The 16,499-nt window shown below is 69.5% G+C and carries 17 protein-coding genes and 1 pseudogene; 3 read left to right on the forward strand and 15 right to left on the reverse strand.

What is annotated here, in order from left to right; translation table 11 throughout:
* Positions 1-219 precede the first annotated feature (219 nt).
* Together ACZ67T_RS36105 and ACZ67T_RS36110 are read left to right on the forward strand one after the other, a co-directional pair.
* A pseudogene (locus tag ACZ67T_RS36105) lies at positions 220-670 on the forward strand (CoA transferase); the annotation flags it as partial.
* 31 nt (positions 671-701) lie between these two features.
* Entirely contained in the window at positions 702-1,586 is an 885-nt protein-coding gene (locus tag ACZ67T_RS36110) for an enoyl-CoA hydratase-related protein (RefSeq protein ID WP_469989903.1), read from the forward strand.
* A 108-nt stretch (positions 1,587-1,694) separates the two neighbouring features.
* Here the strand turns inward: ACZ67T_RS36110 and ACZ67T_RS36115 are convergent, their stop codons facing one another.
* From ACZ67T_RS36115 to ACZ67T_RS36185, 15 genes are all read right to left on the reverse strand, one after another.
* Entirely contained in the window at positions 1,695-2,348 is a 654-nt protein-coding gene (locus tag ACZ67T_RS36115) for a TetR/AcrR family transcriptional regulator (protein WP_469989905.1), read from the reverse strand.
* Positions 2,349-2,491: 143 nt separating this feature from the next.
* On the reverse strand, positions 2,492-4,036 hold the full coding sequence (locus ACZ67T_RS36120) for a long-chain-fatty-acid--CoA ligase (RefSeq protein ID WP_469989907.1): 1,545 nt from the start codon (positions 4,034-4,036) through the stop codon (positions 2,492-2,494).
* Between the two features lie 267 nt (positions 4,037-4,303).
* Positions 4,304-5,461 carry an acyl-CoA dehydrogenase family protein gene (locus ACZ67T_RS36125; protein ID WP_469989909.1) on the reverse strand — a complete coding sequence of 386 codons (1,158 nt, stop codon included), beginning with the start codon at positions 5,459-5,461 and terminating at the stop codon, positions 4,304-4,306.
* Between the two features lie 222 nt (positions 5,462-5,683).
* Complete coding sequence (locus tag ACZ67T_RS36130) at positions 5,684-7,261, reverse strand: long-chain-fatty-acid--CoA ligase (protein ID WP_469989910.1); 1,578 nt, start codon at positions 7,259-7,261, stop codon at positions 5,684-5,686.
* Between the two features lie 25 nt (positions 7,262-7,286).
* Positions 7,287-7,415, reverse strand: coding sequence for a hypothetical protein (locus ACZ67T_RS36135; RefSeq protein ID WP_469989912.1), 129 nt, complete (start codon positions 7,413-7,415; stop codon positions 7,287-7,289).
* An 82-nt stretch (positions 7,416-7,497) separates the two neighbouring features.
* Positions 7,498-8,259 (reverse strand): 3-oxoacyl-ACP reductase FabG, encoded by a 762-nt coding sequence (gene fabG / locus ACZ67T_RS36140; RefSeq protein WP_469989914.1) that lies wholly within the window; start codon positions 8,257-8,259, stop codon positions 7,498-7,500.
* 82 nt (positions 8,260-8,341) lie between these two features.
* Positions 8,342-8,800 carry a MaoC family dehydratase gene (locus ACZ67T_RS36145; protein ID WP_469989915.1) on the reverse strand — a complete coding sequence of 153 codons (459 nt, stop codon included), beginning with the start codon at positions 8,798-8,800 and terminating at the stop codon, positions 8,342-8,344.
* A 46-nt stretch (positions 8,801-8,846) separates the two neighbouring features.
* A complete protein-coding gene (locus tag ACZ67T_RS36150) occupies positions 8,847-9,062 on the reverse strand; it encodes a hypothetical protein (RefSeq protein WP_469989917.1) in 216 nt (71 codons plus the stop codon).
* Positions 9,063-9,205: 143 nt separating this feature from the next.
* Complete coding sequence (locus ACZ67T_RS36155; protein ID WP_469989919.1) at positions 9,206-9,409, reverse strand: hypothetical protein; 204 nt, start codon at positions 9,407-9,409, stop codon at positions 9,206-9,208.
* A complete protein-coding gene (locus ACZ67T_RS36160) occupies positions 9,406-10,569 on the reverse strand; it encodes a thiolase (protein WP_469989920.1) in 1,164 nt (387 codons plus the stop codon). Before ACZ67T_RS36160 ends, ACZ67T_RS36155 begins: the two co-directional genes overlap by 4 nt.
* Positions 10,566-10,934 (reverse strand): Zn-ribbon domain-containing OB-fold protein, encoded by a 369-nt coding sequence (locus ACZ67T_RS36165; protein WP_469989922.1) that lies wholly within the window; start codon positions 10,932-10,934, stop codon positions 10,566-10,568. Before ACZ67T_RS36165 ends, ACZ67T_RS36160 begins: the two co-directional genes overlap by 4 nt.
* Before the next feature lie 8 nt (positions 10,935-10,942).
* Positions 10,943-12,100, reverse strand: coding sequence for an acyl-CoA dehydrogenase family protein (locus ACZ67T_RS36170; protein ID WP_469989924.1), 1,158 nt, complete (start codon positions 12,098-12,100; stop codon positions 10,943-10,945).
* A gap of 63 nt (positions 12,101-12,163) precedes the next feature.
* Complete coding sequence (locus tag ACZ67T_RS36175; RefSeq protein WP_469989926.1) at positions 12,164-13,336, reverse strand: thiolase family protein; 1,173 nt, start codon at positions 13,334-13,336, stop codon at positions 12,164-12,166.
* 56 nt (positions 13,337-13,392) lie between these two features.
* Positions 13,393-14,151 carry a 3-hydroxyacyl-CoA dehydrogenase gene (locus tag ACZ67T_RS36180; protein ID WP_469989927.1) on the reverse strand — a complete coding sequence of 253 codons (759 nt, stop codon included), beginning with the start codon at positions 14,149-14,151 and terminating at the stop codon, positions 13,393-13,395.
* A gap of 88 nt (positions 14,152-14,239) precedes the next feature.
* Entirely contained in the window at positions 14,240-15,394 is a 1,155-nt protein-coding gene (locus ACZ67T_RS36185) for an acyl-CoA dehydrogenase family protein (RefSeq protein ID WP_469989929.1), read from the reverse strand.
* A gap of 174 nt (positions 15,395-15,568) precedes the next feature.
* Between ACZ67T_RS36185 and ACZ67T_RS36190 the strand changes: the two genes are divergently transcribed.
* A complete protein-coding gene (locus ACZ67T_RS36190; RefSeq protein WP_469989931.1) occupies positions 15,569-16,408 on the forward strand; it encodes an SDR family oxidoreductase in 840 nt (279 codons plus the stop codon).
* The last annotated feature ends 91 nt before the right edge of the window (positions 16,409-16,499 follow it).

The raw sequence follows: 16,499 nt of genomic DNA on the forward strand, positions 1-16,499 counted from the left end.
TGCGCGTCTGATAATTTAACGATCGTTCGATTGTCGATCCCGCACGAAACCATGGGCGCCCGGCACTGTCAACAGATCTTGCGCGTCGGCGGCCCTCAACTGCGCGCTGTCGATGTATCCGATCTGATGGACGGCCTCGGCCGGGAGGAATCCAGCGCGCTCCGGTGCCCGCCGTTCCCCGCCGCCCGAATCGAGGAGAACCCTTGACCCCGGCTCCCGCTGGAAGGCATCACTGTCGTCAGCCTGGAACAGGCCGCCGCGGCCCCGTTCGCGACTCGTCAGCTCGCCGACCTCGGCGCCCGTGTGATCAAGGTGGAGCGTCCGGACCTGGCGACTTCGGGCGGGGCTACGACGAGTCGGTACACGCTCAGTCCAGCTCCTTCGCGTGGCTGAACCGGGCCAAGGAGTCCCTGACGCTCGACCTCAAGTCGCCCAGCGGCCGCGAGGTCCTGGAGAAGCTCCTCGGCGACGCCGACGTCTTCGTGCAGAACCTCACCCTGGGAGCGCCCCTCCGCTTCGGTCTGGGCGCGCAGGATCTCGCCGGCGCCACCCGTCCCTGGTTGTGTGCGGCATCTCCGGCTACAGCGGCACGGGCCACTGGTCGGGCCGCAAGGCATACGACCTGCTCGAGCAGTGCGAGGCCGGACTCGTGTCGCTGACCGGGTCACCTTCAGGAAACCCAAAATGCTTCAGGAGACCCGATGAGTGAAGAGAAGTACGAGCAGATCGCTTACGCCGTCGCAGACCGCGTCGCCACCATCACGCTGAACCGGCCCGAGGCGCGCAACGGCTACACCCGCCAGATGGCCGACGAGATAGCTTCAGCCCTACGCGCGGCGGACACCGACCACGACGTGCGCGTGGTCGTCCTGACGGGCGCGGGCACGGACTTCTGCGTCGGCGCCGATCTCGCGGCCGGCGGCGGCAAGGGGCAGGGCTTCACGCAGAAGGTCGACGACGAGACCATCGCACAGATCGAGGCAGGCACCTACCAGGAGCCCGCGGGAGTCGTGACCCGTGTCCTGTACGTCATGAACAAGCCGGTGATCGCGGCCGTACGCGGGGCCGCCGTCGGCGTCGGCTCGACGATGCTGCTGCCGGTCGACTACCGACTCGCGGCTCACGGCACCAAGTTCGGCTTCCCGTTCACGCGGCGCGGCATCGTGCCCGAGGGCGCGTCGGCGTGGTTCCTGCCTCGGCTCGTGGGCCTCGGCAAGGCGATGGACTGGCTGCTGTCGGGCCGGATCGTGCCGGCCGACGAGGCGCTGACCGCCGGTCTGGTGACGAGCCTGCACGACGCGGACAAGGTCCTGGACGCTGCGTACGAGCTGGCCGCCGAGCTCGCCTCGAAGACCGCCCCGGTGTCGGTGGCTGTCACCCGGCAGCTCGTGTACCGCATGGCCTGGGCCGAGACGCCCGAGCTCGTGCACCGTCTGGACTCGCGCCTCGTGTTCGACACCGTGCGCGGCGCGGACGCGAAGGAGGGCGTGACGTCGTTCTTCGAACGGCGCGAGCCCGACTTCCCCGGCCGGGTGCCCGAGGACCTGCCCGCGTATCTGCCGTGGTCGGACGGCACCGCGTCCTAGCGGACGCGGCACACGCGGACAGCATCAAGGCCCCCGTCGGACGGGCTCCCCCGAGGCGGGAGACCAGCTGCCGGGGGCCTTGTCATGGGATCAGCACCCGGTCGGGTCCTACGCTTCGGAGACGGGCCCGAATCCCGCGTACAGGCCCGAAGCCAACTCCAGTACCTGCGCCCTGCGTTCATCACGGGAGAGGCCGTACAGCAGTACGGGGCCCTCGAAGCCGGGCTCGAACGGCGCCACGGCGAGATACGGAAGGAGCACGCTGACCAGGGAGGCGAAGACCTCTGGGCGGGCGTCGGGCCTGAAGTCGCCGCGACGCACGGCCTGCCGGGCCAAGGCAGTGACCTCGGCCTCGTACAGCCGGCGGGCCGGGGCGTTGACGGCGGCGCGCACCTGCGGGTCGATCTCGAGGTGCGTGGCCGCGATGACCCCCCGCTCCAGCGGGTGATCGGCGAAGTAGTCGACCCAGGCGAGCACGGCGCCGCAGAAGAAGGCGTGGTAGCTCGTGCCGTCGGGGATGACGCCGAGCCAGGAAGCGAGCGCGTCGCGCACGCGTTGGGCGGCGGTCTCGGCCACGTACTGGAAGAGGTCGAGCTTGTCGTCGAAGTACTGGAAGAGCGACCCCTTGGCTACGCCCGCGTCCCGCGCCACCGTGTTGAGGCTGCCCGCGGAGTAGCCGTGCCGGCCGAACTCCTCCATCGCGGCGACGATGATCCGCTCGCGGCGCGCGGGCGCTAGACGCTCCCAGGTGGGGGTGGGCAAGGGTCCTCCGGTGGGGGCGTGACACGGCTCGGTTGAACGCCCCATCATTCCAGCCCCCGACACCTCACCCGTCACAGGCGGTGCCGAGGGCTGGACCTGCCCGGCTCAAGGACCCGCGATCAGGCCTGCCGCTTCCCTTCCGCTCAGGCCTCGCGCGGCGCGAGATCCTGGCGCAGGACCCGCTTGAGGATCTTGCCGCTGGGGTTGCGGGGCAGCTCCTCCATGAAGTGGACGATCCGCGGCTTCTTGTACGAGGCGATGCGCTCGCGCGTGAAGTCGATGAGGTCCTGCGCGGTGGCGGGCTCCGCCCCGGGCCGCAGGACGACGGCGGCGGTGACGGCCTCACCCCACTTTTCGTCGGGGGTTCCGAACACGGCGACGTCGAGGACCGCGGGGTGCTCGGCGAGCGCGGACTCGACCTCGATCGGGTACACGTTCTCGCCGCCCGTGATCACCATGTCCTTCATCCGGTCGGTGATGAACAGGTAGCCGTCCTTGTCCAGGTATCCCGCGTCGCCGGTCCTGAGCCAGCCGTCGGCGGTGAACAGCGCCTCGTTCTCCTCGGGCCGCTTCCAATAGCCCGGCGTGACGTGGTGGGAGCGGGTGAGGATCTCGCCCACGACACCCGGCGCCACGTGATCGCCGGTGACGGGGTCGGCGATGGCGACCTCGACGTCGGGGCGCATGTTGCCCGCCGACCGCAGGAGCGTCGAGCGCGGTCCGTCCACGACGTGGTCCTCGGGCAGCAGCCGCGAGGCGGAACCGGTCGTCTCGGTCTGCCCGTACTTCTGGTAGAAGCCGCAGCCGAAGATCTCCATGGAGCGGCGCAGCAGGGCCGGCGTGATGGGCGAGGCCCCGTAGACGATCAACTGGAGCGCGGAGAAGTCGCGCTCGCGGATGTCCGGCAGCGTCGTGAGCAGGTGGAGCATGGCGGGCACGAAGAACGCGTGGGTGACCTGGTGACGCTCCATGAGCTCGACCACGGCGGACGGCACGAGGTCGGGGAGCATCACGGTGTGGGCGCCCGCACTCAGCGCGCTCACCAGCCAGCCGGTACCGGCGATGTGGAAGACGGGCATGGCGTTCACGGCGACGGACGTGTTCTTCCAGCCCATCTCGCGCAGCTGGAACTCGCCCGCTGTGACGTTCTGAAGGGTGAGCTGGACGCCCTTGGGCAGCCCGGTGGTGCCGGAGGTGTACAGCTGGAGGAAGACCGCGTCCTCGGTGCCCGCGCCCGCGTCGGCGATGCCCTCCTCGCCCAGCCAGCCTTCGTACGTGTGCTCTCCCAGGGCCGCCTCACCCTCGGTGACCAGGGCGATCCCGGGCAGCGCGGCGCGCACGGCGTGGGCGCCGGGCAGAAACTCGGTCTGGGTCAGAACGATCCCGAGTTCCGCGTCCTGGGCGACAGCGACCAGCTCGGGCTCGGCCAGGCGCCAGTTCAGCGGGGTGGCGACGAGCCCCGCCTTGGCGCAGCCGACGAGGAGCTCGGCGGCGAGGGTGCCGGGGCGTACGAGGTAGCCGACGCGGGTGCCCTTGGGCAGGCCCGCGGCGAGGAGGGCCTGCGCGACACGGTTGCCCCGCCGGTCGAGCTCGGCGTAGGTCAGCGTCCGTGAGCCTTCGGTGACGGCGGGAGCGTCGGGGTTCAGCGCGGCGTGCTGTCGTACGGCGTCGGGCAGGAACGGACCCATGCGGGATACCTCCATCAGCGTCGGCATCGGCGACGAAGCCGGATTGCGAGCGCTTGTTGCGGGTGCGGGGTGGCCGGCCTGCGGGGGAAGGAGACCGGGGTGGCGAGCCAGGGGCGGGGCATTCGCCGCGTCGGCGCCATACGGCCACCGACCGCATATGACCGGGTGGTCATACGCTGATGCGGCGAGCATTCCCGCCCCACGCCCCGGTGTCAATGGATTGAACGATCGTTCTGGAAAGTCTGGAACGTAAGGAGACCCGCCCGTTCAGAGGCCCAGGTCCTTGGCGACGATCATCTTCATGACTTCGCTGGTGCCGCCGTAGATGCGCGAGACGCGGGTGTCCGCGTAGAGCCGGGCGATCGGGTACTCGGTGACGTAGCCGTAACCACCGTGCAGTTGAAGGCACTTGTCGATGACACGGCCCGCGACCTCGGTGCCGAAGAGCTTCACCTTGGCAGCATCGGCCACCGACAGCTCGCCGACGTCATGCAGGTCGAGCGCCCGGTCCGTCATCGTCTGCAGCGCCTCGACCTCGGTGGCGCACTCCGCGAGCACGAACTTGGTGTTCTGGAAGGCCGCGACCGGCTTGCCGAAGACCGTACGGTCCTTCACGTAAGCGGTGGCGTGGCGAAGCGCTGCCTTCGCTGTGGCAGTGGCGGCGAAAGCGATGGTCAGGCGCTCCTGGGCGAGGTTGTGGGACAGGTACGAGAACGCCCTGCCCTCCTCGCCCAGCAAGTTCTCCACAGGGACTTTGACGTCCACGAAGGACAGTTCGGCCGTGTCGGAGGTCTTCAGGCCCACCTTCTGGAGCTTGCGGCCCACCGCGAAGCCCTCACTGGTGACGTCCACACACAGGATCGACAGACCGCCGCGACGGTCGTCCGCCGTCGCCGGCGACGTGCGACACACGACGAGCACCAGGTCGGCGAGCGCGCCGCCGGTGATGAAGGTCTTGGCGCCGCTCAGCGTGTAGTGCGTACCGTCCGCAGACAGCTCGGCACGCGTCTGGATGTTGGCCAGGTCGGAGCCGGTCCCCGGCTCGGTCATGGCGATGGCGGTCATGATGTCGCCGCTCGCGACCCCCGGCAGCCACCGCTCCCTCTGCTCCTGGGAGCAGTACTTGAGCAGGTACGGAAGGATCATCAGCGCGTGCGCCTGATAGTTGCCGAAGGTGACGCCGGCGCGGGCGGTCTCCTCGGCCACGACGGCGGCGTATTTGATGCTTCTCTCGCCGCCCCCGCCGAACTCCTCGGGGACCTGAATACCGAGCACACCGAGGGCGCCGAGCTTGCGGTAGAAATCGCGCGGCGGGTGGCCCTGTTCCTCCCACTCGTGGAAGACCGGCTCGACCTCCTTGGCGATGAAGTCCCGGATCGTGGCCCGGAACGCCTCGTGGTCCTCGTCGAACACTGTGCGGCGCATGAACACCATCCCTCTCACCGGGGCCCGGAGGGCTCCGGGGTACCTCGCCATAGCCAAGTCGAACGATCGTTAAGTTATTCTTGGCGCACTCGCCATGTCCACGCGATGTGACCTGCTTCACGTTGCGCACGGACGTGAAGCCAGATGCAACTCGCACCACAAAGCACCACAAGGCGTTGCGGAGGAAGAAACCGGGAATGCGCACGCGCCGCGGAGACCGGTTCAGGCTCCCCCAAGGCGCTCGCGGAGCTGGAGCTTGAGCACCTTTCCGCTCGGGTTACGCGGCAGTTCGGTGACGAAATGGACCGCCCGGGGCTTCTTGTACGACGCGATGCGACCCCGCGTGAACTCGATCAGCTCGTCCCGTCCGGGGGCGGACACACCGTGCTTGAGGACGACGACCGCGGTGACCGCCTCACCCCACCTCTCGTCGGCGACGCCGATGACAGACACCTCGGCCACCGCCGGATGTTCGGCAAGCACCGCTTCGACCTCCGTCGGATACACGTTCTCACCGCCGGTGATCACCATGTCCTTGATGCGGTCGCTGATGAACAGGTAACCGTCCTCGTCCAGGTGGCCGGCGTCGCCGGTGCGCAGCCACCCGTCGGACGTGAAGAGGCGGGCGTTCCCATCGGGCCTGTTCCAGTAGCCGGGCGTGTTGAAGCGCGAGCGCAGCAGGATCTCGCCCACGACGCCCGGCGCGACGCTCTCGCCACTCACCGCGTCCACCACGCGGATCTCCACGCCGTGACAGGCACGGCCCGCCGACTTCAGCAGGTGCGGGCGGCCGTCGGCGTCGTGGTCCTCGAACGAGAGACGGGTCGCAGTGCCGGCTGTCTCCGTCATGCCGTACCGCTGGTAGAAGCCGCACTGGAAGACCTCCAGTGAGCGGCGCAGCAGCGTCGGAGTGATCGGGGAGGCCCCGTAGACCATGACGCGCAGGGCGCTGAAGTCCCTGCTGTCGATGCCGGGAAGCGACGTGAGCATCTGGAGGACAGCCGGCACGAACAGGGCGTGGGTGATCCGCTCCCGCTCGAGGACCTCGGCGACCTGCGCAGGGACCACTTCGGGAAGCATCACCGTTCGAGCGCCCATCAGCAGAGCGCTGTTGAGCCAGCCGGCACCGGCGAAGTGGAACATCGGAAGCGCGTTGAGGGCGACCGTGTCGGGCGACCACAGGAGTTCGGCGAGCTGCTCGTCGGCCTGGAGGAGATTGTCCAGGGTGAGCCGGACCCCCTTGGGCACACCGGTGGTTCCCGAGGTGTACACCTGCATGACGACCGCGTCGCCCTCGCGGCCCGCGCCGGGGTCCTGTGCCGGGCGGCCGGCCAGCCAGGCCTCGTACGCGGTCGAGCCGTCGGGCAGGCCGCGCCCGGACGGCTCTCCGGCCGAATACTCCGACGGCTCCTCGGTGACGACGAGGAGCAGCTCGGGCAGCGCGTTTCGTACGGCGCACGCGGCAGGCAGGAACTCCGGTTCGGTGACCAGCACACATAGGCCCGCATCCTGCGCTACGGCAGTCAACTCCGGTACGGCGAGGCGCCAGTTGAGCGGGGTGGCAACAAGCCCGGCCTTGGCGCAGGCCACCAGCATCTCGGCGGCGACGATCCCGGCGCGCGTGAGATAGCCGATCCGCGCCCCGCGCTCACCTGCGGTGTCGAGCAGCGCCCGCGCCAGACGGCTGGTGCGCTGATCGAGGTCGGCGTAAGTGAGCGTGCGGGGGCCCGCGGTGATCGCGGGCGCGAAGGGGCGTTCCACGGCGTGCCGTCGCACGGCGTCGGGCAGATAGGGGCGCATCGGGGGCTCCTCGGTCGCCTTCAGCTCACGCTGCGGCGACAGCGACAAGATGGGGGAAAGAGACGGATGGGGATGTCCTGCGGGCGCAGCCGCGCCGAACCCGGACCAGCACCAGCACCAGCACCAGCACCAGCACCAGCACCAGCACCAGCACCAGGCAAGCATGCGGGTGCGACGGACCGCTGCGAGGCTCCAAGGGGCAGATACGAGGCACAGCGGTCCGGGTCCGGGCAGGCTCAGGCCCTCGGGCCGCCCGCGACGTACAGCACCTGGCCGGAGACGAAGCCCGCGGCCTCGCCCGCGAAGAACGACACGGCGTTGGCGATGTCGGCAGGGGCGCCGACGCGGGCTACCGGGATCCCGGCGGCGGCCCTGGCCTTGAAGTCCTCGAAGGAAAGGCCGACGCGCTCGGCGGTCTTGGCGGTCATCTCCGTGGCGATGAAGCCCGGGGCGATCGCGTTGGCGGTGACCCCGAACTTGCCGAGCTCGATGGCGAGGGTCTTGGTGAACCCCTGCAGACCGGCCTTCGCGGCCGAGTAGTTGACCTGGCCGCGGTTGCCGAGGGCAGCCGTGGAGGACAGGTTGACGATGCGGCCCCAGCCGGCGGCCGTCATGTACGCCTGGCAGGCCTTCGACATCAGGAAGGCGCCGCGCAGGTGGACGCCGATGACGGAGTCCCAGTCCTGCTCGGTCATCCTGAACAGCAGGTTGTCGCGGGTGATGCCGGCGTTGTTGACCAGCACGAGCGGGGCACCGAGCTCGGCCGCGACGCGCTCGACGGCGGCCTGGACCTTCTCCGCGTCGGCGACATCCACGCCGACCGCGAGGGCGCGGCCGCCCTCCTTCTCGATCGCGGCGACGGTGTCGGCGCAGGCGGCCTCGTCGAGGTCGAGGACGGCAACGGCGTAACCGTCCTGGGCCAGACGCACGGCAGTGGTGGCCCCGATACCACGGGCGGCACCGGTGACGATGGCGACCTTCTTGATGTTTTCGGACATGCTGAACTCCTGGCGTTCTCAGAACAGTTGGGGAGGGTGAGAGGGGGCTGCCTCAGTTGAAGAGGGCGAGGAGGGGACCGCCTCAGCCGAAGATGCGGACCACCGTCTCGGCGACGGCGGCCGGCTTCTCGGAGCCCTCGATCTCGATGGTGACCTTGTTGATCACCTGGCGGCCGCCGCCGGGGACCTCCTCGGCGGAGAGGATCTCGACCGAGGCGCGGACCTTGGAGCCCACCTTGACAGGGTTCATGAACCGAACCTTGTTGAGACCGTAGTTGACGCCCATCTTGACGCCCTCGATGCAGTACACATCCTGCGTGAGCACCGGGATGAGGGAGAGGGTGAGATAGCCGTGCGCGATGGTCGCGCCGAACGGGCCGGTGGCGGCGCGCTCGGGGTCGACGTGGATCCACTGGTGGTCGCCGGTCGCATCGGCGAAGGTGTCGATGCGGTTCTGCTCGACACTGACCCACTCGCTGACGCCGACGTGCGTACCGGCCGCGGCCGCGAACTCGGCGGGAGAGGAGAACACCTTGGGCATGACGGAACTTCCGATTTCTCAGGGTTGGTTGGGGCGGAGGAGTCGCTCAGCCCAGGGTCACGGTCGCGCTGATGCCGGGCGCTGCACCGGGGCGACCCGCGGTCAGCGGCGCTTCGTCTCCGTCGGGCGTACCGCTGACTACGAACACGACCGGCGCGAACAGCGGCGCCTTCGAGCGGAACGCGAACGACGTCACGGCCCGCTCCGACGCGCAGCGGCGCGGCAGTTCGAGCAGCGACAGGGCGAGCAACGGCCCGTGCACGACGAGGTCGGGGTAGCCCCTCGGTGTCGCGTGCGTAGTCCCGGTCGTAGTGGATACGGTGCGCGTTGTACGGGAGAGCGCTGAGCCGGAACAGGAGTGTGGGGTCCGGCCGCAGGCTGAACGACCAGGGCGCGGCGTGCTGTTCACTCGCGGAGCCGGTGGAGCTCGTAGAGCCGGTGCCACGGGGGCGGCAGCGCATCACCGACCCCGGTGACGGCGTGCGGCTGGTCGAACACGCCGGACAGGGCCTGCGCGGGCGCGGCGGCGATGAACTCGGTGGTCTCCACCGGTTCGGGCCGCCAGCCGGCCTCTGTCTTCGCGAACGCCTCCGGTGCGCGCTCGCTCATCCGAGGGCCTCCGCCGTGCCCAGCAGGGCCGTCGTCTGGCTGGAGAGAACGCCGCCGTTGCCGTTCACGAGCGCCACCTTGGTGTCCGCCTGCTGGCGCTCGCCGCACTCGCCGCGCAGCTGCCGAACGGCCTCGATGATGAGGAAGATGCCGTACATGCCGGGGTGGCAGTACGACAGGCCGCCGCCGTTGGTGTTGACCGGCAGCTCGCCGCCCGGCGCGATACGGCCGCCGGAGACGAAAGCGCCGCCCTCACCCTTCGCGCAGAACCCCAAGTCCTCAAGGAACAGCAAGGTGTTGATGGTGAACGCGTCGTACACTTCGACGACGTCCACGTCGGACGGCTTGAGCCCGGCCATCTCGAAGGCGCGGCGGCCCGAGTCGACGGCGGCCGTCGTCGTCAGGTCCGGCATCTGCGACATCGAACGGTGCCAGGTGGCTTCACCGCCGCCGAGGAAGTACACGAACTCAGCCCTCAGGTCGCGGGCGCGTTCGGCACTGGTGAGGATCACCGCGCCGCCGCCGTCCGTGACCAGGCAGCAGTCCTTCGACGTCAGCGGATAGCTGATCATCTGCGAGGACAGCACGTCCTCGACGGTGAGCGGGCCGCGCCCGTACGTGAACGCCTTCGGGTTGAGCTGTGCCCAGTCCCGCGCGGCGACCGCGACTTCGGCGAGTTGCTCGCGCGTGGTGCCGTAGTCGTGCATGTGGCGGGATGCGGCGAGCGCGTACATGGAGACGGGGTAGCGCGGCTTGTACGCCTCCTCCCACGGGAGGAGCTTCGTCGGCGAGACGAGCCGGCCGCCGTCGGAGCGCTGCGTGGAGCCGTACGTGATCAGGGCGGTGGTGCACAGGCCCGCCTCGATGGCGATCGCCGCGTGCAGCAGATGCGCGACGAAAGAACTGCCGCCGACGTTCGTGGAGTCGGCGTACACCGGGCGGATGCCCAGGTATTCGGCGACGTCCAGGGTCGGGAACGGCAGATACGAGGAGGCGCAGAAGAAGCCGTCGATGTCGGACTTCTTCAGACCCGCGTCCTTGAGGGCTCGGGAGGTCGCCTGTCCCATCAGGTCGAAGTGGGTGAGTCCCGGAGCCACTTGACCCAGGTCCGACTCGGCCACGCCGACGACGGCGACCTTGCCGCGCAGACCAGTGCTCATGCGCCTACCTCCAGCGGTCGGAAGACGGCCAGCGGCGCGTCGTCCTCGGTGATCACAGCAAGCCGGACCCGCGAGCCGATGGCCACATCCTCCGGGGCGACGCCCTCGACGCGGCTCATCATGCGGAAGCCCTCGTCGAGATCGATGAGCGCCACGTTGTACGGGTCGCTGCCCCGCTTGTACAGGACAGTGGTCGCGTAGACCGTGCCGAGGCCCGCACTCGCCCTCCAGTCGAGGGATTCGGAGCCGCAATGCGGGCACAGGACGCGCGGGTAGAACACAGGCCGCTCGCAGGCGGCGCACTGCTGGAAGCGCAGTTCTCCCTCTGCGAGACCGTCCGTGTAGCCCTGGGTGGGGGCGGGCATGGCCATGACTACTTCGCGCCCTTCTGCTGAGCGTCCTTGAGCAGGGCCCGGCCGATGATCAGCTTCTGGATCTCGCTGGTGCCCTCGTAGATGCGGAACAGGCGGGCGTCGCGGAAGCAGCGCTCGACGACCGTCCCGCGCATGTACCCCATGCCGCCGTGGATCTGCACGGCCAGGTCAGCCGCCCGGGAGACCATTTCGGAGCAGTACAGCTTGGTGGCCGACGGGCGGATCCTGCGGTCCTCCCCGGAGTCGTACTTCTCCGCCGCGTCCAGAACCATCGCCCGGCCCGCGAGCACCCCGGTCTGGATGTCGGCAAGCATCGCCTGCACCAGCTGGAACTCCCCGATGGGCCGGCCGCCCTGCTTACTGGAGGCGGCGTAGGCCACCGACTCCTCCAGGATGCGCTCGGCCATGCCGACGCACAGCGCGGCGATGTGGATGCGGCCGCGGATGAGCGACTTCATCGCGGCTCCGAAACCCGCGCCCTCCTGTCCGCCGATGAGCGCCGACTTGTCCACGCGGACGTTGTCGAAGAAGACCTCGGCGGTCCAGGCTCCGGCCTGGCCCGTCTTGTGGTCCTTGGGGCCGACGCTGACGCCGGACAGGTCCGCCTCCACGAGGAAGACGGAAATGCCCTTGGTGCCGTAGTTCTCCTCGCCGGTACGGGCGAAGACGACGAACAGGTCGGCGAGCGGCGCGTTGGTGATGAACCGCTTGGACCCGCTGATCAGGTACGCGTCGCCGTCCTTGACCGCGCGCGTCGTCAGACCCGACGGGTCGGAGCCCGCCTCGGCCTCGGTCAGCGCGAACGAGGCGACCGCGCCCTCGGACAGCCGGGGCAGCCAGTACTTCTGCTGCTCCTCGGTGCCCGCGTTGACGAGCACCTTGCCCGCGATGCCGTTGTTCGTGCCGAACATCGAGCGGAAGGCCGGCGTCGTGTAGCCGAACTCGAAGGCCAGCTGGACGTCCTCGGAGAGCGAGGCGCCGAGGCCACCGTGCTCCTCGGGAAGCGTGTAGCCGAACAGGCCCATGTCGACGGCCTTGCGCCGGACGTCCTCCGGGATCGCATCGCTCTCCTCGATCTCGTCCTCGCGCGGTACGACGTCCTCGCGCACGAGACGGCGGACCGCATCTCGTACTGCCCTGAAGTCAGCGGCGTCCATGTGTGGTGTCCCTTCTGGTACGGGACGGGCCCATGCGGCCCGTCCCGTGGTCGAGCCGGTGGATCAGAGCAGTTCGAGGATCGTGGCGTTGGCCATGCCGCCGCCCTCGCACATCGACTGCAGGCCGTAGCGGATGCCGTTGTCCTTCATGTGGTGCACGAGGGTCGTCATCAGGCGGGCCCCGGAGCCGCCCAGCGGGTGGCCGAGCGCCATCGCGCCGCCGTTGGGGTTCATCCGCTCGTAGTCGGCGCCGGTCTGGCGCTGCCAGCCGAGCGAGACGGAGGCGAATGCCTCGTTGATCTCGTACGCGCCGATCTCGTCGAGGGACAGCCCCGAGCGCTGGAGGACCTTGGCCGTGGCCGGGATCGGGCCCTTGAGCATCGTGATGGGGTCGACGCCGGTGACGACACCGGTGTGGAAGCGGGCGATCGGCGTCCAACCGTTGCGCTCGGCAATTTCGGAGGTGGTGATTAGGAGGGCGGCCGAACCGTCCGAGATCTGCGAGGCGTTGCCGGCGGAGACGACACCGTTCTCCTTGAACGGGGTTTTCAGCTGGCTCAGCTTCTCCACGCTGGAGCCGCGGCGCACACCCTCGTCGGTGTCGAAAACCCGCTCGTTGCCGGCGGCGTCCGTAACGGTGACCGGGGTGATCTGCCCCTTGAAACGGCCCTCGTCGATGGCGCGGGCGGCCCGCTCGTGGGAGTCGACCGCGTGCTGGTCGAGCTCCCGGCGGCTCAGCCCGAACTCGTCGGCGATCATCTCGGCGCCGATGCCCTGGTTGAACTTGTAGTGGTCGTAGCGCTCGCCCACCAACGGGCCGTACGGGGCGCCGAAGGCCCCGCCCGCGCGGGTCGAGCCCATCGGCACGCGGGACATGGTCTCGACACCGCCGGCTATGGCGATGTCGTACTGTCCGGCGATGACGCCCGCGGCGGCCTGGTGCACGGCCTGCTGCGAGGAGCCGCACTGACGGTCGACGGTCAGGCCGGGCACGGACTCCGGCCAGCCCGCGGCGAGCACCGAGTAGCGGCCGACGCCGCCGGCCTGCTCGCCGACCTGGGACACACAGCCCCAGATCACGTCGTCGACGGTGACCGGGTCGAGGCCGTTGCGCTCGGCGAGCGCCTTGAGCACATGGGCGGACAGGTCCACGGGGTGGATGCCGGAGAGGGCGCCGCCCGGCTTGCCCTTCCCGACCGGGGTGCGAACGGCGTCGACGATCACTGCGTCACGCATGGGGAACTCCTGCTCGTACGAAGGAAATGACCGATGTCTGCGGGAGGCCGGGCGGCCTACTTGGGGGCCATCCGGATCGAGCCGTCGAGGCGGATGGTCTCGCCGTTCAGCATCGGATTGGTGACGATCGCCTCGGCGAGCTGCGCGTACTCGGCGGGCTGGCCGAGCCGGGCCGGGTGCGGGACCTGGGCGCCGAGCGCGTCGCGGGCCTCCTGCGGCAGCCGGCCCAGCAGCGGCGTCTCGAAGAGGCCGGGCGCGATCGTCATCACGCGGATGTTCGTCCTCGCCAGGTCGCGGGCGATCGGCAGGGTCATGCCGACGATGCCGCCCTTGGACGCGGAGTACGCGCACTGGCCGATCTGGCCGTCGAAGGCCGCGACGGAGGCGGTGTTGACGATGACACCGCGGTCGCCGTCGAGCGGCTCGTTGCCGCCCATGGCCTGGGCTGCCAGACGGATCACGTTGAAGGTGCCGATCAGGTTGACCTCGACGACCTTGCGGAACTGGTCGAGGTCGTAGGGGCCCTCCTTGCCGACGGTGCGGCCCGCGCCGCCGATGCCGGCGCAGTTGACGGTGATGCGCAGCGGGGCGAGCGCGGTCGCGGCGCCCACGGCGGCCGTGACGTCGGCCTCGCTGGTGACATCACCGGGTACGAAGGTGGCGCCGATCTCCTTGGCGACGGCCTCACCGTCGGACGTGGCCAGGTCGAAGATGACGACGTGGGCACCGCCCGCGACGAGGCGCTCGGCGGTCGCGCGGCCGAGTCCGGAGGCTCCGCCGGTGACGAGGGCGGACGAGCTGGCGTTGATCTGCATGGGGATTCCTCTCCTGCTGTACGAGGTCGTGTGGTGCGAGGCCCTGTGGTGCGAGGCCCTGCTGTACGAGTTCCTGGCGTGCGGGGGCTCAGAGGCCGAGCGACTTGGCGATGATCGTCTTCATGACCTCGCTGGTGCCGCCGTAGATGCGGGTGACGCGAGTGTCCGCGTACAGGCGGGCGATCGGGTACTCGGTGACGTAGCCGTAACCACCGTGAAGCTGAAGGCACTTGTCGATGACGCGGCCCGCGACCTCGGTGCAGAAAAGCTTCGCCTTCGCGGCGTCGACGACCGACAGCTCGCCCGTGGCGTGCAGCTCCAGGGCACGGTCGGCGAACAGGCGCGCGGCCTCGGCCTCGGTGGCGCACTCGGCGAGCACGAACTTGGTGTTCTGGAATGCAGCGACCGGCTTGCCGAAGACCGTGCGGTCCTTGACGTAGTCGGTGGCGAAGCGCAGTGCGGCCTCGGCGGCCGCCGCGCCGCCCAGCGCGATGGCGAGGCGCTCCTGGGCGAGGTTGTGGGACAGGTACGAGAAGCCCTTGCCCTCCTCGCCGAGCAGGTTCTCCACCGGGACCTTGACGTCCACGAAGGACAGCTCGGCGGTGTCGGACGCCTTCAGGCCGATCTTCTTCAGCTTGCGGCCGACCGAGAAGCCCTCGGAGGCGGTCTCGACGCACAGGATGGACAGGCCCGCTCGGCGGTCCTCGGCGTTGAACGGCGTGGTCCGCGCGACGACCAGGATGAGGTCGGCGAGGGCGCCGCCGGTGATGAACGTCTTGGCGCCGTTCAGGACGTAGTGCGTGCCGTCCTCGGAGAGCGTGGCGCGGGTCTGGATGTTGGCGAGGTCCGAACCGGTGCCGGGCTCCGTCATCGCGATGGCCGTCATCAGGTCACCGGTCGCGAATCCGGGCAGCCATCGCTCCTTCTGCTCCTGCGTCGCGTACGCCATGAGGTACGGAAGGATCAGGTTGGCGTGCACCGAGTAGCTGCCGAAGGTGACGCCCGCGCGGGCGGTCTCCTCCATCACGACGGCCTGGTACTTGAAGCCCTCGCCGGCGCCGCCGAACTCTTCCGGCACCTCGATGCCGAGAACACCCAGCTCACCGAGCCGACGGTAGAAGTCACGCGGAGGGTGCCCCTCCTCCTCCCACTCGTGGTGGACGGGGACGACCTCCTTCTCGATGAAGTCCCGCAGCGTCGCGCGGAACGCCTCGTGGTCCTCGTTGAACACCGTACGGCGCACAGCAGCCTCTTCTCGTACTGGCCTCGATCTGCGCCGCGCAATGTGGCCTGCGTCGCAGATTCCTTTTCGAACGATCGTTAAGGTAATCCCGCAGCGCAGAACCTGTCCATGTTCCGTACAGGTGACCTGCTTCACCCGGGCCCTCGCGTCCGCCTCCGAGAGGACTTCCCCACCATGTCCGAAGCACACCCCTCCCTGGCCGGGCGCACCGTTCTGATGTCCGGCGGCAGCCGCGGCATCGGGCTCGCCATCGCGCTGCGGGCCGCCCGCGACGGCGCCAATGTCGCCCTGCTCGCCAAGACGGACACCCCCGACCCGCGCCTGCCCGGCACCGTGCACACCGCGGCCCGCCAGATCGAGGAGGCGGGCGGCAAGGCGCTGGCCGTGGCCGGCGACGTCCGCGAGGAGTCGGATGTCCGGCGCGCGGTCGAGGCAGCGGCGGAGCGGTTCGGCGGCATCGACATCGTCGTCAACAACGCCTCCGCGATCGCACTGGCCAACCCCGGCGAGCTCCCGCTCAAGCGCTACGACCTGATGATGGACATCAACGTCCGCGGCACGTTCCTGCTCAGCTCGCTGGCCCTGCCGCATCTGCGCGCGTCCGCCCACGCCCAGGTCCTCACCCTGTCGCCGCCGCTCAACCCGGACCCCCGCTGGCTGCGCGACCACGCCCCGTACACGGTCAGCAAGTACGGGATGACGATGCTGACCCTGGGCCTCGCCGAGCAGCACAGCGGGCAGGCCTTCTCCGCCAACTGCCTGTGGCCGGCCACGACCATCGTCACCGCGGCCACGACGAACATGCGCGGCGCCGAGGAGGCCCTGCGCGTCAGCCGTACGCCGCAGATCATGGCCGACGCCGCGTACGAGATCCTGACCCGCCCGGCGGGCGGCACCACCGGCCGGTGCCTTGTCGACGAGGAGGTGCTGCGGGAAGCCGGCGTGAGTGACTTCGACCAGTACCGCGGCGACCCCGAAGCGAACACTCCCCTGCGCAAGGACATCTTCCTCTAGTACTCCAGCAGGATTTCGCTGTCTGACCTGGTCTTTTCGCCGGGTGGCGGGAGTGTAGCGGGACTTCGATCGTGCGGGGGCGGTCTCACGG

The sequence above is a fragment of the Streptomyces sp. NPDC107517 genome (assembly GCF_055582645.1).